At 72.4% G+C, this 25,441-nt stretch carries 26 protein-coding genes and 7 tRNA genes; 22 read left to right on the forward strand and 11 right to left on the reverse strand.

Going from position 1 to position 25,441, the window contains the following annotated elements; all coding sequences use genetic code 11:
* Positions 1 to 24: 24 nt before the first annotated feature.
* The 5 genes from ACGF13_RS16090 to ACGF13_RS16110 all read right to left on the reverse strand — a co-directional run bounded on the left by ACGF13_RS16090 (position 25) and on the right by ACGF13_RS16110 (position 546).
* Positions 25 to 96 (reverse strand) — tRNA-Val (locus ACGF13_RS16090).
* Positions 97 to 140: 44 nt separating this feature from the next.
* A tRNA-Val gene (locus ACGF13_RS16095) sits at positions 141 to 212 on the reverse strand.
* Positions 213 to 253: 41 nt separating this feature from the next.
* A tRNA-Val gene (locus ACGF13_RS16100) sits at positions 254 to 325 on the reverse strand.
* A gap of 34 nt (positions 326 to 359) precedes the next feature.
* A tRNA-Cys gene (locus tag ACGF13_RS16105) sits at positions 360 to 433 on the reverse strand.
* A 40-nt stretch (positions 434 to 473) separates the two neighbouring features.
* Positions 474 to 546: transfer RNA gene (locus ACGF13_RS16110), tRNA-Gly, on the reverse strand.
* A 319-nt stretch (positions 547 to 865) separates the two neighbouring features.
* Here ACGF13_RS16110 and ACGF13_RS16115 point away from each other — a divergent pair.
* From ACGF13_RS16115 to ACGF13_RS16125, 3 genes are all read left to right on the forward strand, one after another.
* Complete coding sequence (locus ACGF13_RS16115; RefSeq protein ID WP_392874620.1) at positions 866 to 1,975, forward strand: chorismate-binding protein; 1,110 nt, start codon at positions 866 to 868, stop codon at positions 1,973 to 1,975.
* A 25-nt stretch (positions 1,976 to 2,000) separates the two neighbouring features.
* A complete protein-coding gene (locus tag ACGF13_RS16120) occupies positions 2,001 to 2,837 on the forward strand; it encodes an aminotransferase class IV (protein WP_392874622.1) in 837 nt (278 codons plus the stop codon).
* A gap of 67 nt (positions 2,838 to 2,904) precedes the next feature.
* Positions 2,905 to 3,753, forward strand: a complete 849-nt coding sequence (locus tag ACGF13_RS16125) for a GNAT family N-acetyltransferase (RefSeq protein ID WP_392874625.1) — start codon at positions 2,905 to 2,907, stop codon at positions 3,751 to 3,753.
* A gap of 12 nt (positions 3,754 to 3,765) precedes the next feature.
* Here the strand turns inward: ACGF13_RS16125 and ACGF13_RS16130 are convergent, their stop codons facing one another.
* Complete coding sequence (locus tag ACGF13_RS16130; RefSeq protein ID WP_392874628.1) at positions 3,766 to 4,266, reverse strand: DsbA family protein; 501 nt, start codon at positions 4,264 to 4,266, stop codon at positions 3,766 to 3,768.
* Positions 4,267 to 4,376: 110 nt separating this feature from the next.
* Between ACGF13_RS16130 and ACGF13_RS16135 the strand changes: the two genes are divergently transcribed.
* Positions 4,377 to 4,844 (forward strand): hypothetical protein, encoded by a 468-nt coding sequence (locus ACGF13_RS16135; protein ID WP_392874631.1) that lies wholly within the window; start codon positions 4,377 to 4,379, stop codon positions 4,842 to 4,844.
* A gap of 17 nt (positions 4,845 to 4,861) precedes the next feature.
* Here the strand turns inward: ACGF13_RS16135 and ACGF13_RS16140 are convergent, their stop codons facing one another.
* Together ACGF13_RS16140 and ACGF13_RS16145 are read right to left on the reverse strand one after the other, a co-directional pair.
* Entirely contained in the window at positions 4,862 to 5,431 is a 570-nt protein-coding gene (locus ACGF13_RS16140) for a CGNR zinc finger domain-containing protein (RefSeq protein ID WP_392874634.1), read from the reverse strand.
* Between the two features lie 429 nt (positions 5,432 to 5,860).
* Complete coding sequence (locus tag ACGF13_RS16145) at positions 5,861 to 6,274, reverse strand: SsgA family sporulation/cell division regulator (protein WP_030056266.1); 414 nt, start codon at positions 6,272 to 6,274, stop codon at positions 5,861 to 5,863.
* A 195-nt stretch (positions 6,275 to 6,469) separates the two neighbouring features.
* On the opposite strand from ACGF13_RS16145, the gene ACGF13_RS16150 reads away from it, so the two are divergent.
* The 3 genes from ACGF13_RS16150 to ACGF13_RS16160 all read left to right on the forward strand — a co-directional run bounded on the left by ACGF13_RS16150 (position 6,470) and on the right by ACGF13_RS16160 (position 7,359).
* A complete protein-coding gene (locus tag ACGF13_RS16150) occupies positions 6,470 to 6,928 on the forward strand; it encodes a TIGR02611 family protein (RefSeq protein ID WP_392874637.1) in 459 nt (152 codons plus the stop codon).
* A gap of 79 nt (positions 6,929 to 7,007) precedes the next feature.
* A tRNA-Val gene (locus ACGF13_RS16155) sits at positions 7,008 to 7,079 on the forward strand.
* Between the two features lie 208 nt (positions 7,080 to 7,287).
* A tRNA-Val gene (locus ACGF13_RS16160) sits at positions 7,288 to 7,359 on the forward strand.
* 80 nt (positions 7,360 to 7,439) lie between these two features.
* Here ACGF13_RS16160 and ACGF13_RS16165 read toward each other — a convergent pair.
* Positions 7,440 to 8,207 carry an exonuclease domain-containing protein gene (locus ACGF13_RS16165; protein ID WP_392874640.1) on the reverse strand — a complete coding sequence of 256 codons (768 nt, stop codon included), beginning with the start codon at positions 8,205 to 8,207 and terminating at the stop codon, positions 7,440 to 7,442.
* Between the two features lie 165 nt (positions 8,208 to 8,372).
* Here ACGF13_RS16165 and ACGF13_RS16170 point away from each other — a divergent pair, with 165 nt between their 5' ends.
* From ACGF13_RS16170 to ACGF13_RS16185, 4 genes are all read left to right on the forward strand, one after another.
* The gene (locus tag ACGF13_RS16170) at positions 8,373 to 8,933 is read left to right on the forward strand and encodes a DUF4365 domain-containing protein (RefSeq protein WP_392874643.1); all 561 of its coding nucleotides are present in this window, start codon (positions 8,373 to 8,375) and stop codon (positions 8,931 to 8,933) included.
* Positions 8,934 to 8,965: 32 nt separating this feature from the next.
* Complete coding sequence (locus ACGF13_RS16175; RefSeq protein ID WP_392874645.1) at positions 8,966 to 10,129, forward strand: hypothetical protein; 1,164 nt, start codon at positions 8,966 to 8,968, stop codon at positions 10,127 to 10,129.
* Positions 10,130 to 10,217: 88 nt separating this feature from the next.
* A complete protein-coding gene (thrS, locus tag ACGF13_RS16180; RefSeq protein ID WP_392874648.1) occupies positions 10,218 to 12,197 on the forward strand; it encodes a threonine--tRNA ligase in 1,980 nt (659 codons plus the stop codon).
* A gap of 147 nt (positions 12,198 to 12,344) precedes the next feature.
* Positions 12,345 to 12,905: an HIT domain-containing protein gene (locus ACGF13_RS16185; RefSeq protein ID WP_097238679.1), complete on the forward strand. Its 561-nt coding sequence runs from the start codon at positions 12,345 to 12,347 to the stop codon at positions 12,903 to 12,905.
* 71 nt (positions 12,906 to 12,976) lie between these two features.
* Here ACGF13_RS16185 and ACGF13_RS16190 read toward each other — a convergent pair whose 3' ends face one another.
* Positions 12,977 to 14,623, reverse strand: coding sequence for a hypothetical protein (locus ACGF13_RS16190; protein ID WP_392874651.1), 1,647 nt, complete (start codon positions 14,621 to 14,623; stop codon positions 12,977 to 12,979).
* A 194-nt stretch (positions 14,624 to 14,817) separates the two neighbouring features.
* Between ACGF13_RS16190 and ACGF13_RS16195 the strand changes: the two genes are divergently transcribed.
* Positions 14,818 to 15,243: a thiol-disulfide oxidoreductase DCC family protein gene (locus tag ACGF13_RS16195; protein ID WP_392874654.1), complete on the forward strand. Its 426-nt coding sequence runs from the start codon at positions 14,818 to 14,820 to the stop codon at positions 15,241 to 15,243.
* A 25-nt stretch (positions 15,244 to 15,268) separates the two neighbouring features.
* Here ACGF13_RS16195 and ACGF13_RS16200 read toward each other — a convergent pair whose 3' ends face one another.
* Positions 15,269 to 17,317 carry an elongation factor G-like protein EF-G2 gene (locus ACGF13_RS16200; protein ID WP_392874657.1) on the reverse strand — a complete coding sequence of 683 codons (2,049 nt, stop codon included), beginning with the start codon at positions 17,315 to 17,317 and terminating at the stop codon, positions 15,269 to 15,271.
* Between the two features lie 290 nt (positions 17,318 to 17,607).
* Between ACGF13_RS16200 and pgsA the strand changes: the two genes are divergently transcribed.
* The 10 genes from pgsA (at position 17,608) to ruvA (ending at position 25,403) form a co-directional block, all read left to right on the forward strand.
* Positions 17,608 to 18,255, forward strand: a complete 648-nt coding sequence (gene pgsA / locus ACGF13_RS16205) for a phosphatidylinositol phosphate synthase (RefSeq protein ID WP_392875765.1) — start codon at positions 17,608 to 17,610, stop codon at positions 18,253 to 18,255.
* A gap of 16 nt (positions 18,256 to 18,271) precedes the next feature.
* Entirely contained in the window at positions 18,272 to 19,234 is a 963-nt protein-coding gene (locus ACGF13_RS16210) for a phosphatidylinositol mannoside acyltransferase (RefSeq protein ID WP_392874660.1), read from the forward strand.
* Positions 19,235 to 19,286: 52 nt separating this feature from the next.
* Positions 19,287 to 20,471, forward strand: coding sequence for a glycosyltransferase family 4 protein (locus ACGF13_RS16215; protein ID WP_392874663.1), 1,185 nt, complete (start codon positions 19,287 to 19,289; stop codon positions 20,469 to 20,471).
* Positions 20,472 to 20,545: 74 nt separating this feature from the next.
* Positions 20,546 to 20,914 carry a 5-carboxymethyl-2-hydroxymuconate Delta-isomerase gene (locus tag ACGF13_RS16220; protein WP_392874666.1) on the forward strand — a complete coding sequence of 123 codons (369 nt, stop codon included), beginning with the start codon at positions 20,546 to 20,548 and terminating at the stop codon, positions 20,912 to 20,914.
* A gap of 29 nt (positions 20,915 to 20,943) precedes the next feature.
* Complete coding sequence (locus tag ACGF13_RS16225; RefSeq protein WP_392874668.1) at positions 20,944 to 21,489, forward strand: hypothetical protein; 546 nt, start codon at positions 20,944 to 20,946, stop codon at positions 21,487 to 21,489.
* A 129-nt stretch (positions 21,490 to 21,618) separates the two neighbouring features.
* Positions 21,619 to 22,530 (forward strand): pyridoxal 5'-phosphate synthase lyase subunit PdxS, encoded by a 912-nt coding sequence (pdxS, locus tag ACGF13_RS16230; RefSeq protein WP_392874671.1) that lies wholly within the window; start codon positions 21,619 to 21,621, stop codon positions 22,528 to 22,530.
* A 96-nt stretch (positions 22,531 to 22,626) separates the two neighbouring features.
* Positions 22,627 to 23,250 (forward strand): pyridoxal 5'-phosphate synthase glutaminase subunit PdxT, encoded by a 624-nt coding sequence (pdxT, locus tag ACGF13_RS16235; RefSeq protein ID WP_392874674.1) that lies wholly within the window; start codon positions 22,627 to 22,629, stop codon positions 23,248 to 23,250.
* A gap of 78 nt (positions 23,251 to 23,328) precedes the next feature.
* Complete coding sequence (locus ACGF13_RS16240) at positions 23,329 to 24,087, forward strand: YebC/PmpR family DNA-binding transcriptional regulator (RefSeq protein ID WP_049651428.1); 759 nt, start codon at positions 23,329 to 23,331, stop codon at positions 24,085 to 24,087.
* 156 nt (positions 24,088 to 24,243) lie between these two features.
* A complete protein-coding gene (gene ruvC / locus ACGF13_RS16245) occupies positions 24,244 to 24,795 on the forward strand; it encodes a crossover junction endodeoxyribonuclease RuvC (protein WP_392875768.1) in 552 nt (183 codons plus the stop codon).
* On the forward strand, positions 24,792 to 25,403 hold the full coding sequence (gene ruvA, locus ACGF13_RS16250) for a Holliday junction branch migration protein RuvA (RefSeq protein WP_392874677.1): 612 nt from the start codon (positions 24,792 to 24,794) through the stop codon (positions 25,401 to 25,403). The genes ruvC and ruvA overlap by 4 nt, the downstream gene beginning before the upstream one ends.
* Positions 25,404 to 25,441: the final 38 nt, after the last annotated feature.

A 25,441-nucleotide genomic window follows, 5' to 3' on the forward strand; every position in this document is an offset into this window, starting at 1 on the left:
CAGCGGACCCCGACGGGTCCGACGTGCGCGATACTGGGATTGAACCAGTGACCCCTACCGTGTCAAGGTAGTGCTCTCCCGCTGAGCTAATCGCGCCGGGTGCGGCGGTGTTGCAGCAGACCCTGAAGGGCCCGTTACTGTGCGCGATACTGGGATTGAACCAGTGACCCCTACCGTGTCAAGGTAGTGCTCTCCCGCTGAGCTAATCGCGCCTGGTGTGGCGGTCCTGCAGCGGACCCCGACGGGTCCGACGTGCGCGATACTGGGATTGAACCAGTGACCCCTACCGTGTCAAGGTAGTGCTCTCCCGCTGAGCTAATCGCGCGGGGAGGTCTCCCGGTGGAACCGGGGGAACCTCTTGGAGGTGGAGACGGGATTTGAACCCGTGTACACGGCTTTGCAGGCCGTTGCCTCGCCTCTCGGCCACTCCACCAGGCAACACATGAAGAACGATCTTACACTGTTCTCCACCGAGCGGACGACGAGATTCGAACTCGCGACCCTCACCTTGGCAAGGTGATGCTCTACCAACTGAGCCACGTCCGCCTGTCTCCCAGGGCCTTCACCGCTTTTCTTCGGCTGCGCTCCCTGGCGACGTGTTGAACTCTAGCGGATTCCCGGGCCAGCTAAAAATCCGTTCCCGCAGCATGCCGAGGGGATGGTCGACGAGTGCCGTCCCGTCAGCCCTCCCGGCAGGTCACCGGCCGCCACCTGCGGCGCTCCCGGACGATCATCCGCAGGTCACCCGGCGCACACCCGGGTGACGCACACGGGTGCTCGTACGCGGGGCGCGAGCCGGTCCGGGCCCCGCGCCCCCGACCTACACTTCAGACACCGCCGCCCAGCACCACCGCGCAGGAGAACCGTGTCCGGCCACCCCGACCCCCGCACCCCGCTCGCCCGCTTCGGAGGCCGCCTGGCCACCGGACTGCGCGACGTCACCTCGGACCCGGCCGCCCTCGACTCCGCCGGCTACTGGGCCGTCGCCTACGACTTCGAGGGCCGGCTCACCTGCGCCCGCTTCGACGAGGTCCGCCCCGCCCCCGCCCCGCCCTCCGGCGCGGGCTGGCGCGGACCGCAGGCCGGCAGCTGGCACAGCTCCCTCGACCGCGCCGCCTACACCGCGGGCGTGCGCCGCATCCGCGAGCACATAGCCGCCGGCGAGGTCTACCAGGCCAACCTCTGCCGGGTGCTGTCCGCACCGCTGCCCGACCCGGACCGCAGCGACGTCGACGCCCTCACCGGCCTCCTCGCCCACGGCAACCCCGCCCCCTACGCCGGCACCATCCGCCTGCCCGGTCACGGCGTCGAGATCGCCACCGCCTCGCCCGAGCTCTACCTGCGCCGCACCGGCCGCACCGTCTCCTCCGGCCCGATCAAGGGCACCGGCCGCACCGAGGACGACCTCCTCGACAAGGACCACGCCGAGAACGTGATGATCGTCGACCTGGTCCGCAACGACCTCGGCCGGGTCTGCGAGACCGGCAGCATCACCGTCCCCGACCTCTGCGCCGTCGAGAAGCACCCCGGCCTGGTCCACCTGGTCTCCACCGTCGAGGGCGCCCTGCGCGAAGACGCCGGCTGGCCCGAGCTCCTCGCCGCCACCTTCCCGCCCGGCTCCGTCACCGGAGCCCCCAAGTCCAGCGCCCTGCGGATCATCGAAGCCCTGGAGACCGCCCCGCGCGGCCCCTACTGCGGCGCCGTCGGCTGGGTCGACGCGGACCGCGGCGAGGCCGAACTCGCGGTCGGCATCCGCACCTTCTGGATCGACCGGACGGACCCGGGCGCACCCGTCCTGCGCTTCGGTACCGGTGCCGGCATCACCTGGGGCTCCGACCCCGAGCGCGAATGGGCCGAAACCGAACTGAAGGCCGCCCGCCTGGTCGCGATAGCGTCGGGCAACGAAACCGGAGCCGAGCCCGCAGCCGAAACCGGAGCCGAGTCCGGTCGCGGATCCGAGCCGACCGGGGCCTGAGCCCCCACCGCCTAGGAGCAGCCCGATGCACAACCGCACCACGAGCTGGGTCAACGGCACGCTCGTCGACTCCGCCGACGCTGCCGTCTCCGTCCTCGATCACGGCCTCACCACCGGCGACGGCGTCTTCGAGACCATGAAGACGGTCGACGGCCGGGCCTTCGCGGTCACCCGCCACCTGGACCGGCTCACCCGCTCCGCCCGCGGCCTCGGCCTGGCCGACCCCGACCACGACCTGGTCCGCGAGGCCTGCACCCGGGTCCTCGCCGCCAACCCCGCACCGCTCGGCCGGCTGCGCATCACCTACACCGGCGGCAACGGCCCGCTCAGCTCCGAGCGCGGCACCACCGGCCCCACCCTGGTCGTCGCCCTCAGCCCGATCACCCACCGCCCCGACGAGACCGCCGTCACCGTCGTCCCCTGGCGCCGCAACGAGCACAGCGCCGTCGCCGGCCTCAAGACCACCTCGTACGCCGAGAACGTCGTCGCCCTGGCCGCCGCCCACCGCGCCGGCGCCTCCGAGGCCCTGTTCGCCAACACCGCCGGCCTGCTCTGCGAGGGCACCGGCTCCAACGTCTTCGTGGTCCTCGACGGCCGCCTGCTCACCCCCACCCTCGCCTCCGGCTGCCTGGCCGGCATCACCCGGCAGCTCGTCATCGACTGGTGCGGCGCCGAGGAGGCCGACCTCCCGCTCGGCGCCCTCCGGAACGCCGAGGAGGTCTTCCTGACCTCCACCACCCGCGACGTCCAGGCCGTCACCCGCGTCGACGACCGCGAACTGCCCGGCACCGGCACCGGCCCCGTCACCGCCAAGGCCATGGCCGTCTTCGCCGAGCGCAGCGGCGACGACCTCGACCCGTGACCCCCGACCCGCGGAGCGCGCGCCGACCGGGTGGATAACCCTCCGCACAGGGGGAAGGGACCACCACATGACCACCACGCTGCGCCCCGAGGGCCCGGAGACACCCACCGCGGCCGGCGGCCGCACCAGACGCTGGCTGATCCTCTCCAACGGTCACCCGGTCGGCGCGCTGCGCACCACCGCCGATCCGCAGGGCAGTCAACTCTGGGGCCGGATATCCGAGTTGGAGATCACCGAGGGACGCGGCCGGGGCCGGGGCACGTTCGGCGCCCTGGCCGCCGAGGAGGTACTGCGCAACTGGGGCTGTACCAGGGTGGACGTCGGCGTCCCCGGGGCGGCCGCGACGGCGCGCGGGCTCGCCGTCGCCCTCGGCTACACCGAGCGGGCCCTGAGCATGTCCAAGCGGCTGGTCGCCGCCCCCGCGCTGCCCGCCGGGGTGAGCGCGCGCCCCTTCGACCCGGCCGACCTCGACGACTGGCTCGCCCGGTCGGCGGAGGGCTACCGCCGGTCGCTCGTCGGGTCCGGTCTCACCGAGGAGCAGGCCCGCGCCAGGACCGGCGGCGACGACCCGCCGAACCCTGTCCCGCAGGGCGTCGACACCCCGGGCGTCGTCCTGCGCAGGCTGTACGGCGCCGACGGCGGAGAGGGTCCGTACGGCTCGATCTGGGTGCAACTGCGGCTGCGCGACCTGCCGGACGGCGAACCGCTCGCCTGGGTGATGGGCGTCGAGGTGTCCCCGGACCACCGGGGCCGGGGACACGGACGCACACTGATGCTGCTCGCCGAACGCGAGTGCCTGGCCGCCGGGGTGCACGACCTCGGCCTCAACGTCTTCACCCGCAACGAGGTCGCCGTCCGGCTCTACGACTCGCTCGGATACGAGGTCACCGAGCGCCTCTACGGCAAGCCGCTGTGACCTGACGTGTCGTCAGGACTCCTTCGCCGCCTCGATGACGGCCACGATCCGCTCGCGCAGCCCGTCCTGGCTCTTGCCGCCGTCGAGGCGCTTCCCGCCGATCACGTACGTCGGAGTGCCGGTGACCCCGATCGCCTTGCCCTCGGCCTGGTCGGCGTCGACGGTCAGCATGTGCCGGCCGTCGACCAGCGCGGTGTCCACCTCCTCGACGTCCGCCCCGACCTCCCGGGCCACGTCCAGCAGCACCTGCTGCCCACGCGCGTCCAGCTCCGCGGTGCGGGCCAGCAGCGCCTCCACGAACGGCCAGCCCAGCCCCTGCGCGAACGCCTCCTCGGCCGCCTCCGCGGCGGCGTAGGCGTGCTTGTGCTTCTCCAGCGGGAAGTGCCGCACCTCCACGGGCAGCGCGTCGCCGTACTGCGCGCGCAGCGCCCGTACGTCGTCCAGCGCGGTGTGGCAGTCCGGGCACTGGAGGTCGCACCAGAACTCGAGGCGGGGGAGGGAACCATCGATCATTGCCCCAGTGTTCCACTAATGGGCGCCCGCTCCGGCCGGAGGTGCGCCCGGAGGCGGACCGAGAGGAAGGCACCGATGACCAGGACGACCGAACACGAAGGAGCGCTTCCGTGCTGAGTGCGGCGATCAGTTTCGTCCTCACCGCGGGCGGGGTGGCCTTCGCGGGACTGCGGGCCTACCGGCGGCGCTTCCTGTCGGCGACCCGCTGGTTCGCGGTGGCCCTGCTGCCCGCCGGGCTCTACCTGACCGGCCTGTTCCCGCTGGCGAGCACGATCGCCGGGGAGTTCGCCGACTGGGCGGCCAAGCTGGTCTTCGACCCCCGGGTGTGGACGGGCATCGCGCTGCTCGGCGTCTCCGCGGTCCTGCTGGTCATCACCCGCTGGGTGGGCCGCCGGGGCGGCGCGGCGGCGGTGGAGGGCGCCCCGGAGCGCCCGGCCGCGGCCCGCCCGGCGCCCGAGCGCCAGGCGGTGGCGCCGACGCCGCCCGCGGCCCCGAAGAAGCAGGCCGCGGGCAAGCGGGACGACGGCCTCGGCGACTTCGCCGACATCGAGGAGATCCTCCGCAAGCGCGGGATCTGAGCGGCGGGGCCGGCGGGTCAGGCGGAGGGGACGGCCTCCGCCGACCGCTGGCGCGCCCGGTAGGCGGCGACGTGCAGCCGGTTGCCGCAGGTGCGGCTGTCGCAGTAGCGCCGCGAGCGGTTCCGGGAGAGGTCCACGAAGACCCGCGCGCAGTCCGGCGCCTCGCAGCGGCGCAGCCGCTCCCGCTCGCCCGCCACCAGGATGAAGGCCAGCGCCATGCCCAGCTCGGCCGCCAGGTGGTCGCCGAGCGCGGCGTGCGGTGCGAAGTAGTGGATGTGCCAGTCGTGGCCGTCGTGGTCGGTCAGCCGGGGCGTCGTGCCGGCGGCCGCGACGATCGAGTTGACCAGTTCGGCGGCCTCCGCGGTGGACTCCGTCGCGAACACCTCGCGCAGCCGGGTCCGCAGCTCGTGCACCCGCCGCAGGTCGTCCTCGGTCAGTGAGTCGATCTCGCTGATCTCCTGGCGGACCACGAAGGCGTCCAGTGCGGCGACATCCGACAGCCGCTCGGCGCCGCACACCTCGGGCGCGGTGTTGAGCAGCTTCACGAGGATGCTCAGCGCGCACTCGGTGTCATGGGTGATCAGCACGTTGGGGGCTCCTCGCGCAGGGGGACTCCGATACCCCGCGTCCGCGGTTACCCCAGACCATACCGGGCCCCGTGCCGGTGGGGCGGCGCCTTCTTTCGAATGCGTGTACGCAGTACGTCAAGGCGTACGAAACCGGGCGCCGTCCGGGGCGGCGGGCCCCGGGTCGGGGTGTGCGGACCCCGGCGGACGCGGCCGCCGGAACACGTCGACGCCCGGCGCCGAGGCCGGCCACCCGTGAGGATGGCCGGCCTCGGCGCCGGGCGTCTGCGGTGCTGGGGACCGCTCCGGTGGGAGCAGAACCGTTTCACCGGCCCCGAGGCCGCGTCGTGCGCGGCTGAGTCCGCTGCCGTGCCCCCGAGTAGGACGGCTGCGGTGACGGCAGGGGCTGCGGCCCCGCCGACAGCGGGGCGTGACCGCCTCCGGACGGAGTCAGCTTTCGGCGAGGATGTGGGACAGCTCCCGGTCGAGGTCGAAGTGACGGTGTTCGGTGCCGGGGGGCACCGCGGCGTCCGTCCGCTTGAGGAACGACTCAAGCGCCCGGGCCGGGGCCTCCAGCAGGGCTTCTCCTTCCGGAGAGCTCAGGGCGATGCAGACCACCCCTTGCCCGTGGCTGCGCGACGGCCACACCCGGACGTCGCCGGTACCAGTGGGTCGGTGCAGCCCCTCCGCGAGGAGATCTCGGGCGAACACCCACTCCACGGTCTCGTCGGCGCCCGTGTGGAACGTGGCGTGCACGGCGTAGGGGTCGGCAGTGTCGTAGCGCAGGCCCGCTGGGACGGGCAGTGAGGATTCGCTGGACACGATGAGGCGCAGGTGCAGCTCGCAGCTGACCGTGGTGTTCATAAGCGCCATGGCCTTTCGCTCAGTGTGCGCTCGGGGAATCGCACGTCGGCGAACGGACCATCCCACCTCCAAGACCGATGTAAACCCCTCTGTCCCGATTCGGGCGCGAGTCGTACCCCTTACGGCGCATTGCGGATTCGCTCCGCAGCGGCCGGGCCGGGCAATACCCGGGCGCTTCTTGGTTAGTTTCCTGGCATGACTGTGCGAAACGACAAGACCGGCGGGAACACGGGAACGGGTGAAGCGGCCGAGGCTGTTGACGCGGCCGTCGACGGTGGGCGGGCGGTCGGTTCGAGGGCCCCGGCCTTCGTCCGCCGCTCGCCGACGCTGCACCGGATCTGGCAGGTGGCGATCTTCCTGGCCGGCCTCGCGGTGGTGGTGCTCGGGCTGGTCATGCTGCCGCTGCCCGGCCCCGGCTGGCTGGTGATCTTCCTCGGCATGGGGATCTGGGCCACCGAGTTCGTCTGGGCCCAGCTGGCCCTGCGCTGGACCCGCCGCAAGGTCGCCGAGGCCGCCCAGCGGGCCATGGACCCCCGGGTGCGCCGCCGCAACCTGACGCTCACCGCGATCGGACTGGCCGCCCTCGTCGGGGTGGGCGGCTGGTACTTCGCCCGCTACGGCCTGGCCGTCCCCTGGCAGCCGGACGAGAGCTGACCTGGCCGGGTGCGGGGTCCGGGGGCCGGGAGGGTGGTCGGAGCACCCTCCGGGATGCGGTAATGTTTTCTCTGCACCCGGGCGATTAGCTCAGCGGGAGAGCACTTCGTTCACACCGAAGGGGTCACTGGTTCGATCCCAGTATCGCCCACCGGAATGCATTGTGATACGTGAGGCCCAGCCGATTATCGGCTGGGCCTCACGTGTATTTCCGGAATCCGCCTGAAGAGCCGTCGGTAATCGGCTGAGGCGCAGTCATCTTCCGTGCGGAGCGCGAGTTCTGCGGCGGTGCCGGTGCTACCCGGAAGGGCGAGTTGTACGACCGGCCCCGAATGGTGCTACAGTTCTTCTCGTTGCCCGGGCGATTAGCTCAGCGGGAGAGCACTTCGTTCACACCGAAGGGGTCACTGGTTCGATCCCAGTATCGCCCACCGGACAGCACGCAGGCCCTGACCAGGAAACCGGTCAGGGCCTGCGGCGCGTTCCGGGCCCGGGATCCCGGGGCCGCCCGCTACGCCGCCGCCTCACACCCGTGCTCCGGCTCCAGCCGGCGCCCACAGCCGCACCGGGCCGGCCGCAGCGGCCAGGACAGGTCCACCCGCTCCGGCGTCCCCGAGCGGTCGAACCAGTGCTGCAGCCCGCGCGCCTGCGCCGCGTGCCAGATCGCCTGCCGCAGGTGCAGCTCCGCCGCCGACAGCCCGCCCAGCGCCGCCGGGTAGCGGGCGCCTATCCGCCGGGTCAGCGCCAGCGCCGCCGTCGCGTCCGCCGCCGCGTCGTGCGCCCCGGCCAGCTCCACGCCGTAGTGGGCGCACAGGTCGGTCAGCGTCCGACGGCCCTTGCGGTAGCGGTCCACGTGCTTGTCCAGCACCCGGGGATCCAGCACCACCAGGCCCGCCGCCGCCAGCCCGCCGGCCAGCGTCACCCCGTGATGGCGGCGCAGCTCCCGGTCCAGCAGCGTCAGGTCGTAGGGCGCGTTCATCACCACCACCGGGCGCCCGGCCCGCGCCTCGGCCGCCAACGCGCGGGTGACCTCCGCCACCACCGTGCCGGCCGGCCGACCGTGGGCGCGCACCTGCTCGTCGGTGATGCCGTGCACCGCGCGGGCGCCGTCCGGGATCGGAACCCCCGGATCGGCGAGCCAGGTCGTGGTCCGGGCCGGTGCGCCGGGCGCGAGCTGGACGACCAGGGCGGCCGAGACGATGCGGTCGTTCTCCACGTCCACGCCGGTCGTCTCGGTGTCGAAGGAGGCGAGCGGGCCGGTGTACCAGTGCTGCTGCATGACTGCCCCTCAGACGAGCGTTGCGCCCGGTTGATACCCGGTCCTGACGCCCCTTCAACCCGTTTGGCCCAAGCCCGGCCGGGGATCCTGCCCATGACCGTCCCGTTCGAATCGACTGCCCGTCCGGACCGGGACGGGCCCGGAACCGGGGGAGGCCACGGGGCGATGGCACTGACCCAGCCGCAGCCCGAGGAGACGGCGACGACGGCGGTACTGCGGGGGAACCTCGCCGTCACCGCCTGCATGGAGACCCTGCAGGTCGGCTACCTGCACGCGGTGGCGGCCGCGGCCGGCTGCTCGCTCTCCCAACCCTTCCCGGACAACGGCATCGACTGGCACGTCAGCCACGGCTCCCGCGAGCACGAGGTGGACGACGAGGTCACCGTCAAGATCCAGCTCAAGGCCACCCAGCAGGTCGCGCCCGACCCGGCCGGGCCGTTCTTCAGCTTCACCCTGGACAACGACCACCTGCGCAAGCTCGCCCGGCCCCGGGTCGCGGTGCCGCGGATCCTGGTCGTGATGCTGCTGCCGCGCCGGGTCGACCACTGGCTGCGGGCCCGCCCGGACGCCCTGGAACTGCGGCACTGCTGCTACTGGGTCAACCTGGCCGGCCACCCCGTCACCGGGAAGCGGCGCACCAACGTCCGGCTGCCCACCGAGCGGGTCTTCGACGACCGCGCGCTCTGCGACATCATGGCCCGGGTCGGCGCGGGCGGCAGCCCGTGACGGCCCGGCCCCGGCAGGGAGGAACCGGACCCATGACACCGCCGTACGGACCGGGCGAACCGGCCCCGCCCCTGCCCGACCCGGCCACCGTCGACCCGAAGGTCCTGGCCACCCTGCTCGCCCGGCACGGCTGGGTCCGCCGCGGCGGACCGGCCGCCCGCTACGGACGCTGGACCCCGCCCGACGGCGAACCCGGCACCAGCCTGCTCGTCCCGGCCGGAGACGGCTTCGACGACGCCGTCGACCTCCTCACCGACGCCGTCACCGCGCTCTCCCGCTCCCGCACCCCCTCCGCCCGCGCCATCCTGCTCGCCCTCGCCGTCCCCGGCGACGAACTGCGCTGGCACCGCGAACCGCCCGGCCCCGACGGGACCACCGCCTGGGGCGAGGCCGAGCGGCTCCGGCGGGCGGCCCGCGGCATGCTCGCCGCCGGCGCCAAGGCCGCCCGCACCAGGGCCGGCTACTTCGGCGCCCGGCTGGACGGCCCCGCCGGGGACTTCCTGGACCGCGTCCTGCTGGTCGAACAGGGCGCCGCCCTCACCGCCCACACCCCCGCCCCCGAGGGCCGCGCCGCCGTCACCACCCTGGTCCGCGCCCTGGAGGCGCTGCGCGACGCCGTGGACTACCGCCGGGTCAGCGGCGGGCCCGAGGCCTTCGGGAACGCCGTCCGGTCCGGGGTCAGCCGGGAGCTCGTCCAGTCCGTCGAGGAGTTGGTGCGCGACGCGACGGCCGCCCGGCTCAGCGTCTCCTGGTCACCCGCCGCCGGAACACCGGGCGGCTTCGGGGACCGCCGGATCGACCTCGACTTCTCACCCGGCGACCTGCCCGCCCTGGTGGAGGCCGCCGACCTGCTGGAACGGATCGAACCCGCCGTCGCCGTCACCGTGCTCGGCGTCGTCACCCGGCTCAAGCGCGCCGACCCCACGGGCCCCGGCTCGGTACGGCTGCGGGTGCTGGCAGGCGCCGACGTCCGCGAACTCAAGCTCCGCCTGCCCGACCCCGACTACCGGCTCGCCGCCGAGGCCCACCTCGCGGGCCTGCCCCTGCGGGTCTCCGGCCGGCTGGACCGGCACGGCGGCTTCCGCCGGCTGACCCGCCCGCACGGACTGGAACTCCGCGGCTGGGAGGAAGGGGACCGCGAGCGCCTGCTGAAAGCGCTCGGGGAGCCGGCGGAGGGAGGGGGAGAAGGGGCGTAGGTGGACGGCAGGGGCGGCGCTCTCGGTACCATCGTCACGCGCAGCGCAGTGTTGCGTCCTCTGAAATCCAGCACGTCAGGAGAGACCGGTGACGGACGTCCGGGTAATCATCAGCCGCGAACCCGATCGGGAAGAGCGCGTGGTGACGACGGGCACCACGGCCGCCGAGCTCTTCGCCGACGACCGCTCGATCATCGCCGCCCGCGTCGGCGGCCAGCTCAAGGACCTCGCGTACGTCCTCCAGGACGGCGAGGAGGTCGAGCCGGTCGCGATCGACAGCAAGGACGGCCTCGACATCCTGCGCCACTCCACCGCGCACGTCATGGCCCAGGCCGTGCAGCAGCTCTACCCCGAGGCCAAGCTGGGCATCGGCCCGCCGGTCAAGGACGGCTTCTACTACGACTTCGACGTCGAGAAGCCCTTCCACCCCGATGACCTCAAGGCCATCGAGAAGCGCATGCAGGAGATCATCAAGCGCGGGCAGAAGTTCTCCCGCCGCGTGGTCACCGACGAGTCCGCCCGCGAGGAGCTGGCCGCCGAGCCGTACAAGCTCGAGCTGATCGGCCTCAAGGGCTCCGCCGCCACCGCCGGGGAGGGCGCCGACGTCGAGGTCGGCGCCGGCGAGCTCACCATCTACGACAACCTGGACGCCAAGAGCGGCGAGCAGTGCTGGGGCGACCTCTGCCGCGGCCCGCACCTGCCCAGCACCCGGCACATCCCGGCGTTCAAGCTGATGCGCAACGCCTCCGCCTACTGGCGCGGCAGCGAGAAGAACAAGCAGCTCCAGCGCATCTACGGCACCGCCTGGCCGACCAAGGACGAGCTCAAGGCCCACCTCGACTTCCTCGTCGAGGCCGAGAAGCGCGACCACCGCAAGCTCGGCAACGAGCTCGACCTCTTCTCCATCCCCGAGGAGATCGGCTCCGGCCTCGCCGTCTTCCACCCCAAGGGCGGCATCATCCGCCGCGCGATGGAGGACTACTCGCGCAAGCGGCACGAGGAAGAGGGCTACGAGTTCGTCTACACCCCGCACGCCACCAAGGGGAAGCTCTTCGAGAAGAGCGGCCACCTCGACTGGTACGCGGACGGTATGTACCCGCCCATGCAGCTCGACGAGGGCGTGGACTACTACCTCAAGCCGATGAACTGCCCGATGCACAACCTGATCTTCGACGCGCGCGGCCGCTCGTACCGTGAACTGCCGCTGCGCCTCTTCGAGTTCGGGACGGTGTACCGCTACGAGAAGTCCGGCGTGGTGCACGGCCTCACCCGTGCCCGTGGCTTCACGCAGGACGACGCGCACATCTACTGCACCCGCGAGCAGATGGCGGAGGAGCTCGACTCCACGCTGACCTTCGTACTCAACCTGCTCCGCGACTACGGTCTGACCGACTTCTACCTGGAGCTGTCGACCAAGGACCCGGTCAAGTACGTCGGCAGCGACGAGACCTGGGAGGAGGCCACAGCCGTCCTGGCGAGCGTGGCCGAGAAGCAGGGCCTGCCGCTGGTGCCGGACCCGGGCGGCGCGGCCTTCTACGGCCCGAAGATCTCGGTGCAGGCGCGGGACGCCATCGGCCGGACTTGGCAAATGAGTACGATTCAGTTGGACTTCAACCTGCCCGAGCGCTTCGACCTGGAGTACACGGCGGCGGACGGCTCGCGTCAGCGTCCGGTCATGATCCACCGCGCGCTCTTCGGCAGCATCGAGCGGTTCTTCGCGGTGCTGCTGGAGCACTACGCCGGCGCCATGCCGCCGTGGCTGGCCCCGGTCACCGTCACCGGCATCCCGATCACCGACGAGCACGTGCCGTACCTGCTGGAGGTCTCGGCGAAGCTCAAGAAGCACGGGATCCGGGTCGAGGTGGACACCTCGGACGACCGGATGCAGAAGAAGATCCGCAACGCTCAGCGCAGCAAGACGCCGTTCATGCTGATCGCCGGCAACGACGATGTCGAGGCGGGCGCGGTGTCCTTCCGCTACCGCAACGGTGAGCAGAAGAACGGCGTCCCGGTCGACGAGGCGATCGCCGAGATCGTAGACGCGGTGGAGCGTCGCATCCAGGTGTGAGGTAGGCCCCGCACAAGCGGGGGTGGCCCTATGCACGAGATGATCAAGCTGGGGCAGAAGTTGTAGGCCCCGCCCTGGCGGGTACCGCGCGGGGCAGGCTCTCGAAGAGTCTGCCCCGCGCGGCTTTGCAAGCACCGTCGGGCGAATATGCTGATCAGCATGACGACTGAGCCGGAACTGCAGCGGGGCGTCGGTGAGCCGGACGGCTTCCGCCGCCTGTGGACCCCCCATCGGATGGCCTACATCCAGGGTGAGAACAAGCCCACCGGCCCGGCTCCGGACGACGGTTGCCCGTTCTGCTCGATTCCGTCGCTGAGCGACGAGGACGGCCTGGTCATCGCCCGGGGGAGCGCCGTGTTCGCGGTGCTGAACCTGTACCCGTACAACGGCGGGCACCTGATGGTGGTCCCGTACCGCCACGTGGCCGACTACACCGACCTGGACGAGGCCGAGACGGCCGAGCTGGCGGACTTCACCAAGAAGGCGATGACGGCGCTGCGGGCGGCCTCCGGGGCGCACGGGTTCAACATCGGGATGAACCAGGGCGCGGCGGCCGGGGCCGGGATCGCGGCGCACCTGCACCAGCACGTGGTGCCGCGCTGGGGTGGGGACACCAACTTCATGCCGGTGGTCGGCCACACCAAGGTGCTGCCGCAGCTGCTGGCGGACACCCGGAAGATGCTGGCCGAGGTCTGGCCGCAGGGCTGAGCCCTGGCGACGCGTGCGAGAGGGCCCCACCGGGATGCTCGGTGGGGCCCTCTCGTGTGCTCCGCGCCGGGTCAGCCGGCGTTGAAGGTGTCCACGTCGTACGGGCGGGGGCTCTGCGCCTCGGCCTTGATGATCGAGGTGCGGTTCTTGAAGAAGCGGTCGGCGTCCAGGTCGTGCTCCTCCAGGAACTCCAGCGTGGCCGCGTGGACGGCGGCGAGCACCGGGACGGAGGCGTTCTGGGCGTTGTCGACCATGGAGCGGTTCTCCCAGGCCCGGCCGGCCCAGATGTGCCGCAGCCCGAAGGGCTCGGGCAGCCCGAGTCCGCCGCCGAGCCAGCCGAGCAGGCCGGGCATCCGGTAGAACGGGGCGCGGACGGCCTGGCGGACGACCTCGTCGTTGTCGATCAGGGGGAGCTTGACGGTGCGCTCCTCCCAGAACTTCACGGTCTTGGCGACCGACTTCTCCTTGTCCTTGGGCTTGTCGAAGAAGACGCCCTTGACCGGGCCGAGCGCGTAGCCGGACACCGTGATGTTGAGGACGTTGGCGAGCAGGGTGACGGTGACGGTGAAGGTGAGGACCAGCTTGCCGTCGTGGGTGATGAACTGGGTGGCGAGGTAGTGCCGGGGGCCGCCGGAGAAGGTCTGCTTGTCGGCGACGCTCTGCACGGCGAAGTCGCGCATCCGGTCGCCGTCCATGTCGGCGTTGCCGGGGCGGCTGATCTCGTCGGCGCCCTCGCCGATGTCGAAGACCACCCACTGCTTGATGGCGACGTTGGGCATGCCGCTGTTGGCGACGTGGCTGACGCCGAGGCCCTTGAGGTGGGAGGAGATCCGGCGGACCAGGTCCCAGGGGTGGAAGGCGCGGAAGTCGGCGTGGCCGTCGGCGGGGTGGAGGGTGTCGGCGAGGCGCCACTCGCCCCAGCGGCGGCCGGCACCGAGGATGCCCTTGGGGCCGGCGTAGTGGTGGATGTTGGTCTCCTGCTCGGCGTCCAGGCGGCCGAGCTTGTCGCGCAGGTCGGTGGCCTTCTTGTCGAGGTCGTCGCGGGGGACGGCCTTGGCGACGGAGGCGGCCACCACGCTGCCCTCGACCAGCGACTGCCAGCGGGAGCGCAGGTCCTTGGCGGAGCGCTCGACGATCCGGCGGGCGAGGTACCAGCCGATGACCGGCGCGAGCATGGTGACGCGCAGGTAGATGCCGAGGTAGCCGGCGGCCGGTGGGCGCAGCAGGAGCAGGACGGCGAGGGCGGCGGTCGCGGCGAGCACGATGCCGCCGTAGACGGCCGCGTTCTTCGGGTTGTCCCGCTTGAGCCAGGCGCGGAGCTGGAAGGCGCCGAGCCAGATCAGGGTGCCGGGGAGGAAGAGCACGCCGGTGACGACGGAGACGGTGCTGAGCTGCCGGTCGCGGGTGTTGCGCAGTTCCTCGGCGGCCAGGCAGTGTTCGACGACCTGGCGGGTGTCGACTCCGAAGGCCGGGACGAGGGGTTTGCGGCCGCCGCCCAGGGCGCGGGAGATCAGCGCTTTGCTGAAGGCCTCGCCGAGGTTGGGGCGGAAGAGCGCGAAGCGGCCCTTCTTCTCCTTGGCGTCGGTGACGGCGCCGACGAAGGCGCCGATCTCGCCGTCGCGGTAGGCGGTCGAGGAGAGTCCCTGGGTGATGGCTGTCTGCGGGCCGGCGTCGGTCCGGGGTATCTGCGCACCCGGGGTCATGTCGAGTGTGGTCACGGTGGCGTCCCCTCCTCCCCTTGTCAGCGGCAGGTTACCGTGCCGTGGCACCCCCGCGCGGATGATCGTCTGAAGTGCCGTCACCGGAGGCCTGAGGGGCATGATGCCCAGCTTCGGGCGGGTCGATACCCGCCGGGGTGCTCCTGGTGGCGGTGGGGCAGGATGGACGGTGGAGCAAGGGAAGGGGAACGGCCGTGAAGGATCCGGTGCTGGTCTTCGACGGGGACTGTTCGTTCTGTTCGTCCTGCGTGCGCTGGGCGGAGCGGTACCTGCGGCAGACGCTGGCCTCGGGGGGCTGGGCGGCGGTGCCGTTCCAGTTCGCGGACCTGGCGGGGCTGGACGGGCTCGCCGGCGGCCGGGGCGAGGTGTCGGCCGAGCGGGCGGAGCGCGAGGTGCTCTGGGTGACGCCGACCGGCCGGGTGTACGGGGGCGCGCAGGCGGTTGCGCGGCTGCTGATGCGCTCCGGCGGGGCGTGGGCGTATCTGGGCGCCGTGTTGACGGCGGCGCCGGTGCGGCCGCTGGCGGGCCTGGCGTACCGCTGGGTGGCGCGCAACCGGCACCGGATGCCGGGGGGTACGGCGGCCTGCGCGCTGCCGGTCCGGAAGCCCGCCCAGCCGTAGGGCCGCCGGACCGCGGGGGCGGTCGTCAGTCGGTGTAGCGCTCGGCCAGGGCGGCGGGCATGGGTTCGTGGCGCAGGTAGGCGCGGGAGAACTCGGCGGTGCCGTGGGTGAGCGAGCGCAGGTCGACCGGGTAGCGGACGAGTTCGAGTTCGGGGACCTCGGCGCGCAGCAGGGTGAGTCCGGTGCCGCCGGTCTCGGTGCCGAGGACGCGGCCGCGCCGGGCGGAGAGGTCGCCGAGGACGGCGCCGAGGTAGTCGTCGGGCAGCAGGACGCTGACGGCGGCGACGGGTTCGAGCAGGCGGATGACGGCGTGCTCGGCGGCGTCGCGCAGGGCGAGGGCGGCGGCGTTCTGGAAGGACGCGTCGGAGGAGTCGACGGAGTGGGCCTTGCCGTCGGTGAGGGTGATCCGGATGTCGACGAGCGGGTAGCCGGTGGTGACGCCCTTGGCGAGCTGGGCGCGGACGCCCTTCTCGACGGAGGGGATGAAGTGCTTGGGGACGGCGCCGCCGACGACGTGTTCCTGGAACTCGAAGCCGGAGCCGGCCGGGAGGGGTTCGACCTCGAGGTCGCAGATGGCGTACTGGCCGTGGCCGCCGGACTGCTTGACCAGGCGGCCGTGACCGGCGGCGGCGGTGCCGAAGGTCTCGCGCAGGGCGACCCTGGGCTCGACGGTGTCGACGTGGACGCCGTGGCGGGTGCGGAGGCGGTCGAGGACGACGTCGGCGTGGGCCTCGCCGGTGCACCAGAGGACGAGCTGGTGGGTGTCGGGGTTCTGTTCCAGGCGTAGCGCCGGGTCTTCGGCGGTGAGGCGGGCGAGGGCCTGGGAGAGCTTGTCGTCGTCGGCCTTGCTGTGGGCTTCGATGGCGATCGGGAGCAGCGGCTCGGGGAGGCTCCAGCCCTCGAGGTCGACGGGGTGGCCGGGGTCGTGGACGGTGTCGCCGGCGCGGGCGGTGGTGAGTTTGGCGGCGCAGACGAGGTCGCCGGCGACGGCGTGCGGGACGGGGCGCTGGAGTTTGCCGAAGGGGCTGGTGAGGGCGGTGACCCGTTCGTCGCCGTCCTGGTCGGCGGTGTGGGCGGGGCCGACGAGGTGGATCCTGGTGTCGGGGCGCAGGGTGCCGGCGTAGAGGCGCAGCAGGCTGATCCGGCCGACGTAGGCGTCGCCGGTGACGCGGACGACCTGGGCGGCGAGCGGGGCGTCGGGGTCGCACGCGGGGGCGGGGCGGGTGCGTTCGGTGGGGTCGGGGAAGGTGTGGGCGATGAGATCGAGGAGTTCGGCGGCGCCGAGTCCGTTCTCGCTGGTGGGGACGGCGGGGTGGAGAGCGCAGGAGAGGACTTCGCGGCGCAGGCCGGCCTCGAGGGAGTCGGTGTCGAGGGGGTCGCCGGAGAGGTAGCGCTCCATGAGGGTGTCGTCCTGGCCGGAGATGGCTTCGACGAGGCTGTCGTGGGCGGGGGCGGTGTCGGGCAGGGGGTCGGCGGCGCCGTAGGTGTCGCCGGTGAGGAGGTCGACGCTGCCGTCGGGGTGTCCGTCGTGGTGGACGGGCAGGAAGAGCGGGCGGAGGGTGTCGGGGCCCAGCTCGAAGGCGTCGTGGCAGGCGGTGAGGATGTCGTCGAAGCCGGTGCGGGCGAGGTCGAGTTTGGCGACGGCGATGGCGCGGGGGATGCCCTCGGCGGCGCATTCGCGCCACAGGGCGCGGGTGGGGGCGGTGACCGGGTCGGTGGCGGAGACGACGAAGACGGCGGCGTCGGCGGCGTGCAGGGCGGCGCGCAGGTCGGCGGTGAAGTCGGGGTGGCCGGGCGGGTCGATCAGGTTGATCTTGACGCCCTTCCACTCGAGGGGGAGGAGCGAGAGCTGGACGGAGCGCTGCTGCTGGTGCTCGATGTCCTCGTGGTCGGAGACGGTGGTGCCGTCGGTGACGCGGCCGACACGGCCGGTGGCGCCGGCGGCGAGCGCGAGGGATTCGGCGAGGGTGGTCTTGCCCACACCACTGGGGCCGATGAGGACGACGTTGCGCAGGTCCTTCGGGCCGCTGACGGCGGGTGCCTGGCCGGCTCGTGCCGTGCTGCGGTCGGGCATCGGGGTCTCCTCCCGTGGCGCCGAGGCTGTCCTTCGCAGTCTAGGGGCGGGTGTCGCCGGTGGCGCGTGCCGTACGGCCGGTCGGGTGCGGGTGGTCGGGTGCCGTACGGCCGGCCGGTGATCGGACGTGTGCGTACGGTGGGCGGGGGCGGCGTCCGGCGGTGCGTGCGCCGGAGCGTGTCCTCGGCGTGGCTACGATGGGTGCGCCGGACGGGCTGATCCGCCCGGCCCGTCTGCCGCGCGTGCTGCGCAAGGCGGGTATCTGGGAGATCGGAGCGGCTGGGAAGGCCATGCTCAACAAATACGCGCGTGGCTTCTTCACACGTGTCCTGACCCCGTTCGCCGCGTTCCTGATCCGCCTGGGCGTGAGCCCGGACGCCGTGACGCTGATCGGTACCGCCGGTTCGGTGGCCGGTGCGCTGGTGTTCTTCCCGCGTGGGGAGTTCTTCTGGGGCACCATCACGATCACGCTGTTCATCTTCTCGGACCTGGTGGACGGGAACATGGCCCGCCAGCTGGGCCGGAGCACGAAGTGGGGGGCGTTCCTCGACTCCACCCTGGACCGGGTCGCGGACGCGGCGATCTTCGGCGGTCTGGCGATGTGGTACGCGGGCAAGGGTGACGACGACCTGCTCTGCGCGGTGGCGATCTTCTGCCTGGCGAGCGGTCTGGTGGTGTCGTACACGAAGGCGCGGGCGGAGAGCCAGGGCCTGCCGTGTGACGTGTCCGGGCTGGTGGAGCGGGCCGAGCGGCTGGTGGCCAGCCTGGTGGCGGCCGGGGTCGCGGGTCTGCACAAGTTCGGTGTGCCGTACGTGGAGTGGCTGCTGCCGGTGGCGCTGTGGCTGGTGGCGGCGGGCAGCCTGGTGACGGTGTTCCAGCGGATGCTGACCGTGCGCCGGGAGGCGTTCGAGGCCGACCGAGCGGCGGCCGGGAGCTGATGGGGGGAGTCCTGCGGTGACGGACCGACTGGTGTACTGGGCGTACGCGCTGGGGTGGGGGCTGTTGAAGCACCTGCCGGAGCGGGTGGCCCGGTGGCTGTTCGACCGGCTGGCGGACTACGCGTGGCGCAGGCGCGGCAAGCGGGTGCTGCAGTTGGAGGCGAATCTGCGCCGGGTCCGTCCCGGGGTGGAGGAGGCCGCGCTGCGGGAGCTGTCCCGGGCGGGGATGCGCTCGTACCTGCGGTACTGGATGGAGTCGTTCCGGCTGCCGGTGTGGAGCCGGGAGCGGGTGGCCAGGGACGTCCAGGTGGAGGGCTTCGAGCACCTGCGGGCGCAGCTGGAGGCCGGGCGGGGCGCGCTGATAGCGCTGCCGCACATGGGCAACTGGGACCTCGCGGGCGCCTGGGTGGCGCAGCAGGGCTATCCGTTCACCACGGTCGCGGAGCGGTTGAAGCCGGAGCGGCTGTTCGACCGGTTCGTGGCGTTCCGGGAGGGCCTGGGCATGGAGGTCCTGGCGCTGACCGGTGGTTCGGTGAACGTGATCGGGACCCTGGCGCGGCGGCTGCGCGAGGGCGGGCTGGTCTGCCTGGTGGGGGACCGGGACCTGTCGGAGGCGGGCATCGGGGTGTCGTTCTTCGGTGAGGAGACCCGGATGCCGGCCGGTCCCGCGGCGCTGTGCCAGCGGACCGGGGCGGCGCTGCTGCCGGCGACGCTCTGGTACGACGGCCCGGTGCTGCGGGCGCGGATCCACCCGGAGGTGCCGGTGCCCGAGGAGGGCGACCGCAAGGAGCGCACCCTGGCGATGACCCAGGCGATGGCGCAGGTGTGGGAGCGGGGCATCCGCGAGCACCCGCAGGACTGGCACATGCTGCAGAAGTTCTGGCTGGCCGATCTGCCGGTCCGTGAGACGGTGAAGGCGGCGCCCGTGGAGCGGGTGGAGGCGGCCGCGGAGCCCGCGGCCGAGGCCTCCGGGTCCTGAGCCGTCCCGCCGTCCCCGCCCGCACGACTGTCCGAAGGAGCTTGAGGAACCCGTGAAGATCGGCATCGTCTGCCCGTACGACTGGGACGTCCCCGGTGGGGTGCAGTTCCACATCCGGGACCTGGCCGAGCACCTGATCGGTCTGGGGCACGAGGTGTCGGTGCTGGCGCCGGCCGAGGACGACGAGGCGCTGCCGCCGTACGTGGTCCCGGCGGGGCGGTCGGTGGCGGTGCCGTACAACGGGTCGGTGGCGCGGCTGAGCTTCGGGATCCTGTCGGCGGCGCGGGTGCGGCGCTGGCTGCACGACGGGCGGTTCGACATCCTGCACGTGCACGAGCCGGCCGCGCCGAGCCTGTCGATGCTGGCCGCGTGGTCGGCGACCGGGCCGATGGTGGGGACGTTCCACACGTCCAATCCGCGGTCGCGGGTGATGATCGCGGCCTCGCCGATCCTCCAGCCGGGGCTGGAGAAGATGCGGGCCCGGATCGCGGTGTCGGAGTACGCCCGGCGGACGCTGGTGGAGCACCTGGGCGGGGACGCGGTGGTGATCCCGAACGGCGTGGACGTGGGTTTCTTCGCGCAGGCGGAGCCGGACGAGCGCTGGACCGGCGGCGCGGCGAAGGGGGAGCCGGGCACGATCGGCTTCATCGGCCGGATCAACGAGCCGCGCAAGGGCCTGCCGACGCTGCTGGCGGCGCTGCCGAGGATCCTGGCGGAGCGGCCGGGGGTGCGGCTGCTGGTGGCGGGCAAGGGCGACGAGGAGGAGGCCGTCGCGGGCCTGGCGCCCGAGGTGCGCGCGCAGGTGGAGTTCCTCGGCATGGTGAGCGACCGGGACAAGGCGCGGCTGCTGCGCAGCGTGGACCTGTACGTGGCACCGAACACCGGTGGCGAGAGCTTCGGGATCATCCTGGTCGAGGCGATGTCGGCGGGCGCGCCGGTGCTGGCGAGCGACCTGGACGCGTTCAAGCAGGTGCTGGACGGCGGGGACGCGGGGGAGCTGTTCCCGGTGGAGGACGCGGACGCGCTGGCCCGTATGGCGCTGCGGCTGCTGGGTGATCCGGCGCGGCTGGAGGAGCTGCGGGAGGCGGCGTCGCGGCACGTGCGACGGTTCGACTGGTCGACGGTGGGCGCGGACATCCTGGCGGTGTACGAGACGGTGACGGCCGGCGAGGCGGCGGTGGTCGAGGAGGACGTGCGCAGCGGTCGGCGCGGCCGGTTCGGGCTGGCGCGGGACTGATCCCCGCGGGCGGGTCCGGGTGTCGGTGGGGTTAGGGTCGGGCGTCCGTACCACTGCGATCCACGGGGGCGACGATGCCGCAGATCTCCGTCGACTACTCGGCCGACCTGGCCGGCACCTTCGACCGCCGGGGCCTGGGCCTGGCGATCAACCGGCTGGCGGAGGCGACGATCGACGCGAAGCCGGAGTCCTGCAAGACGGTGTTCCGGCAGAGCGAGGTGCTGGTGGTGGGCACCAGCGGGGCGGCCGCCGACACCCAGGTGTTCGTGGAGTTCCAGATCTTCCCCGGCCGTACGCCGGAGGCGAAGGCCGCGCTGAGCGAGGGCGTGCTGGCGCTGTTGGCGCAGTACGTCCGGCCGAAGCCGGGCACCCGGCTGTTCACGGCGGTGAACATCGCGGACATCGACCGTGAGAGCTACCGGAACGCGACCGCCCGGGGCTGAACCGGTGACACCCGGTAACGTAGCGGCCCGTGACTACCTGGATCTGGGCCGGCGTGGCCGTGGTGCTGTTCGGCATGTACCTGAGTTGGACGGCCGGTCGGCTGGACCGGTTGCACGCCCGGATCGACGCCGCGCGGGCGGCGCTGGACGCGCAGCTGGTGCGCCGGGCGTCGGTGGCGATGGAGCTGGCGACGTCCTCGCTGCTGGATCCGGCGGCCTCGCTGCTGCTGCTGGACGCGGCGCACGCGGCCCGGCAGGCCGAGGACGAGCAGCGCGAGGTGGCGGAGAGCCAGTTGAGTCTGGCGCTGCGGGCGGTGTTCGAGGAGCCGGAGCAGATGGCGGCGCTGGTGGCCGAGCCGGGCGGTGAGGACGCGGTTCGTGACCTGACGGCCGCGGTGCGGCGGGTGCCGATGGCCCGTCGGTTCCACAACGACGCGGTGCGGGCGGCGCGGGCGGTGCGCGAGCACCGTCTGGTGCGGTACTTCCGGCTGGCGGGGAAGGCGCCGTTCCCGCTGGCGTTCGAGATGGACGACGCCCCGCCGCCCGCTCTCACGCCCGAAGGAGCGCCCGCTTAGGGTGTCCCCCGGATACGGCCTGATTGTCGTGTCCCGTCGTCCTGGCTGGACTTGGTGGCGCATGGAGGCGTCACCCGTTCTGCCTACCATAGGGCGATAGCACTGATTCATCTTCGAGTGAGGTCTCACGTGTCCACCACCCCCACCACCGCAGACCAGCCGCAGATCGGCACCGCCCGCGTGAAGCGCGGCATGGCCGAGCAGCTCAAGGGCGGTGTGATCATGGACGTGGTCAACGCCGAGCAGGCCAAGATCGCCGAGGACGCCGGCGCGGTCGCCGTCATGGCCCTGGAGCGGGTCCCGGCGGACATCCGCAAGGACGGCGGCGTGGCTCGCATGTCCGACCCGAACATGATCGAGGAGATCATCGCGGCGGTCTCCATCCCGGTGATGGCCAAGTCCCGCATCGGCCACTTCGTCGAGGCGCAGGTGCTCCAGTCGCTGGGCGTCGACTACATCGACGAGTCCGAGGTCCTGACCCCGGCCGACGAGGTCAACCACTCGGACAAGTTCGCGTTCACCACCCCCTTCGTCTGCGGCGCCACCAACCTGGGCGAGGCCCTGCGCCGCATCGCCGAGGGCGCGGCCATGATCCGCTCGAAGGGCGAGGCCGGCACCGGCAACGTCGTCGAGGCCGTCCGCCACCTGCGCCAGATCAAGAACGAGATCGGCCACCTGCGCGCCCTGGACAACAACGAGCTGTACGCCGCCGCCAAGGAGCTGCGCGCCCCGTACGAGCTGGTCAAGGAGGTCGCCGAGCTCGGCAAGCTGCCGGTCGTGCTGTTCTCCGCCGGTGGCGTGGCCACCCCGGCCGACGCCGCGCTGATGCGCCAGCTGGGCGCCGAGGGCGTCTTCGTCGGCTCCGGCATCTTCAAGTCGGGCGACCCGGCCAAGCGTGCCGCCGCCATCGTCAAGGCCACCACCTTCTTCGACGACCCGAAGGTCATCGCGGACGCCTCCCGCAACCTGGGCGAGGCCATGGTCGGCATCAACTGCGACACCCTGCCGGAGACCGAGCGCTACGCCAACCGCGGCTGGTAGTCACCCGCAGTTTCCGGGCCGGCCCGCCGCAGCGCCTCGGCGCGCGGCGGGCCGCGCCACGTAGTCCGTCGTAACGATCGATAGAGGTTGAAGACCGTGAGCACTCCTGTCATCGGCGTCCTCGCCCTCCAGGGCGACGTCCGCGAGCACCTGGTGGCGCTGGCCGAGGCCGACGCGCTCGCCCGTCCGGTGCGTCGCGCCGAGGAGCTGGCCGAGGTCGACGCGCTGGTGATCCCCGGCGGGGAGTCCACCACCATGTCGAAGCTGGCCCTGCTGTTCGGCGTGATGGAGCCGCTGCGCGAGCGGGTCGCCGCCGGGATGCCGGTCTACGGCACCTGCGCGGGCATGATCATGCTGGCGGACAAGATCCTGGACGGCCGCGAGGACCAGGAGACCGTCGGTGGCATCGACATGACGGTGCGCCGCAACGCCTTCGGCCGTCAGAACGAGTCCTTCGAGTCCGGGATCGACTTCGCCGGCCTGGACGACGCGCCGGTGCACGGCGTCTTCATCCGCGCCCCCTGGGTCGAGTCGGTCGGCGCGGGCGTCAGGGTCCTGGCCGAGCTGCCCGCCGCGGACGGCCCGGACAGCCGGATCGTGGCGGTCCGCCAGGGCAACCTGCTGGCCACCTCCTTCCACCCGGAGCTGACCGGCGACCACCGGGTGCACGCGTACTTCGTGCGAATGGTCGAGGAGCACCTCTCCGCGGCCGCGCGCTGACCGTGTGCGTCTCACCGGTGGCGACACCGGTAAGATCTCATCTGTTCATTTCCCTTTGGCGACGTAAAGGAGCTGGCGATGTCCGGCCACTCTAAGTGGGCTACCACCAAGCACAAGAAGGCCGTGATCGACGCCAAGCGCGGCAAGCTCTTCGCCAAGATGATCAAGAACATCGAGGTGGCGGCGCGCACCGGCGGTCCCGACCCGGCGGGCAACCCGACGCTCTACGACGCCATCCAGAAGGCGAAGAAGAGCTCGGTCCCGATCGACAACATCAACCGTGCCGTCAAGCGTGGTGGCGGCCTGGAGGCCGGCGGCGCCGACTACCAGACCATCATGTACGAGGGCTACGGCCCGAACGGCGTCGCGGTCCTGATCGAGTGCCTCACCGACAACCGCAACCGCGCCGCCTCCGACGTGCGCGTCGCGATGACCCGCAACGGCGGCTCGATGGCCGACCCGGGCTCGGTGTCGTACCTGTTCACCCGCAAGGGTGTCGTCATCGTCCCCAAGGCCGACGGCGTGGACGAGGACAAGCTGTTCGAGGTCGTCCTGGACCAGGAGCCCGAGGAGATCAACGACCTCGGCGACTCGTTCGAGATCGTCTCCGAGGCCTCGAAGATGGTCGCCGTGCGCACCGCGCTGGTCGACGCCGGCGTCGACTACGACTCGGCCGAGGCGAACTTCCTGCCCAGCATGCAGGTCGAGCTGGACGTCGACGGCGCCCGCAAGATCCTGAAGCTGATCGACGCGCTCGAGGACAGCGACGACGTGCAGAACGTCTTCGCCAACTTCGACATCTCCGACGAGGTCGGTGCGCAGCTCGACGCCGAGTGACACGGCATCGATCGATCGACGGCGAGTGACCGTTCTCACTGCCCGGCCCGGTGGTCCCTGGACCACCGGGCCGGTGTCGTCGGTCGGGTTGTCGGACCCGGGCGGTAGCCTGCGGGGGTCCTTCGAGTGGCGAGTGGCAGGGAGTCGGAGCGAGTGGTGCGGGTACTGGGCGTGGACCCGGGGCTGACCAGGTGCGGAGTCGGCGTGGTCGAGGGCGCGCCGGGCCGGCCGCTGCGGATGGCCGGGGTCGGCGTGGTGCGCACCCCCGCCGAGGCGGAGATCGGGCAGCGGCTGCTCCTGGTGGAGCAGGGCCTGGAGGCCTGGCTGGACGAGCACCGGCCGGACCTGGTCGCCGTCGAGCGGGTCTTCGCCCAGCACAACGTCCGCACCGTGATGGGCACCGCCCAGGCCAGCGCGGTCGCGATGCTCTGCGCCACCCGGCGCGGCATACCCGTCACCCTGCACACCCCCAGTGAGGTCAAGGCCGCCGTCACCGGCTCGGGCCGGGCCGACAAGGCGCAGGTCACCGCCATGGTGCAGCGCCTGCTGCGGCTGGACGCGCCGCCCAAGCCCGCCGACGCCGCCGACGCGCTGGCGCTGGCCATCTGCCACATCTGGCGCGGCGGGGCGAGCAACCGACTGGAGGCCGCGGTCCGGGCCGCCCGCACCACCCCCCGCTCCACTCCTCCGAAAGGCACCGTCCGATGATCGCCTTCGTGCAAGGGCCCGTGGCGGCCGTCTCCTCCGGGATCGCGGTCGTCGAGGTGGGCGGCGTCGGCATGGCCGTGCAGTGCACCCCGAACACCCTGGCCGGGCTGCGGCTGGGCGAGCCGGTCCGGCTGGCCACCTCGCTGGTGGTCCGGGAGGACTCGCTGACCCTGTTCGGCTTCGCGGACGACGACGAGCGCGCCGTGTTCGAGATCCTCCAGGCGGCGCCCGGCGTCGGCCCCAAGCTGGCGCAGGCGATCCTCGGCGTGCACAGCCCCGACGCGCTGCGCGCCGCGATCGCGGGCGGCGACGAGAAGGCGCTGGTCGCCGTGCCGGGCATCGGCAAGGCCAAGGCGGCCAAGCTGCTGCTGGAGTACAAGGACAAGCTCGGCGCCCCGCACGGCGCCGTCCCCGCCCAGAAGCCGATCGCCGCCGGTCCGGCGCCGTGGAGCGAGCAGCTGCACTCCGCGCTGACCGGCCTCGGCTACGCCCCGCGCGAGGCGGACGAGGCGGTCGCCGCCGTCACCCCGGAGGCCGAGGCGCAGCCGACGCCGGACGTCGGAGCCCTGCTCAGGCTCGCCCTGCGCGGCCTCAACCGCGCCCGCTGATCACCTGACGATCTGTCCGTTTGTCGACACTGGAGACT

The sequence above is a fragment of the Kitasatospora sp. NPDC048286 genome (genome assembly GCF_043201735.1).
Taxonomy (GTDB): domain Bacteria; phylum Actinomycetota; class Actinomycetes; order Streptomycetales; family Streptomycetaceae; genus Kitasatospora.

What these genes read in the sequence shown, in the direction of transcription:
- ruvA (WP_392874677.1), top strand. Translation starts at nt 24,792, where the DNA reads ATGATCGCCTTCGTGCAAGGGCCCGTGGCGGCCGTCTCCTCCGGGATC.
- ACGF13_RS16165 (WP_392874640.1), bottom strand. Translation starts at nt 8,207, where the DNA reads ATGCAGCAGCACTGGTACACCGGCCCGCTCGCCTCCTTCGACACCGAG.
- ACGF13_RS16150 (WP_392874637.1), top strand. Translation starts at nt 6,470, where the DNA reads ATGACTGTGCGAAACGACAAGACCGGCGGGAACACGGGAACGGGTGAA.
- ACGF13_RS16220 (WP_392874666.1), top strand. Translation starts at nt 20,546, where the DNA reads ATGCCGCAGATCTCCGTCGACTACTCGGCCGACCTGGCCGGCACCTTC.
- ACGF13_RS16170 (WP_392874643.1), top strand. Translation starts at nt 8,373, where the DNA reads ATGGCACTGACCCAGCCGCAGCCCGAGGAGACGGCGACGACGGCGGTA.
- ACGF13_RS16145 (WP_030056266.1), bottom strand. Translation starts at nt 6,274, where the DNA reads ATGAACACCACGGTCAGCTGCGAGCTGCACCTGCGCCTCATCGTGTCC.
- ACGF13_RS16185 (WP_097238679.1), top strand. Translation starts at nt 12,345, where the DNA reads ATGCTGATCAGCATGACGACTGAGCCGGAACTGCAGCGGGGCGTCGGT.
- pgsA (WP_392875765.1), top strand. Translation starts at nt 17,608, where the DNA reads ATGCTCAACAAATACGCGCGTGGCTTCTTCACACGTGTCCTGACCCCG.
- ACGF13_RS16200 (WP_392874657.1), bottom strand. Translation starts at nt 17,317, where the DNA reads ATGCCCGACCGCAGCACGGCACGAGCCGGCCAGGCACCCGCCGTCAGC.
- ACGF13_RS16130 (WP_392874628.1), bottom strand. Translation starts at nt 4,266, where the DNA reads ATGATCGATGGTTCCCTCCCCCGCCTCGAGTTCTGGTGCGACCTCCAG.
- ACGF13_RS16125 (WP_392874625.1), top strand. Translation starts at nt 2,905, where the DNA reads ATGACCACCACGCTGCGCCCCGAGGGCCCGGAGACACCCACCGCGGCC.
- ACGF13_RS16120 (WP_392874622.1), top strand. Translation starts at nt 2,001, where the DNA reads ATGCACAACCGCACCACGAGCTGGGTCAACGGCACGCTCGTCGACTCC.
- ACGF13_RS16175 (WP_392874645.1), top strand. Translation starts at nt 8,966, where the DNA reads ATGACACCGCCGTACGGACCGGGCGAACCGGCCCCGCCCCTGCCCGAC.
- ACGF13_RS16240 (WP_049651428.1), top strand. Translation starts at nt 23,329, where the DNA reads ATGTCCGGCCACTCTAAGTGGGCTACCACCAAGCACAAGAAGGCCGTG.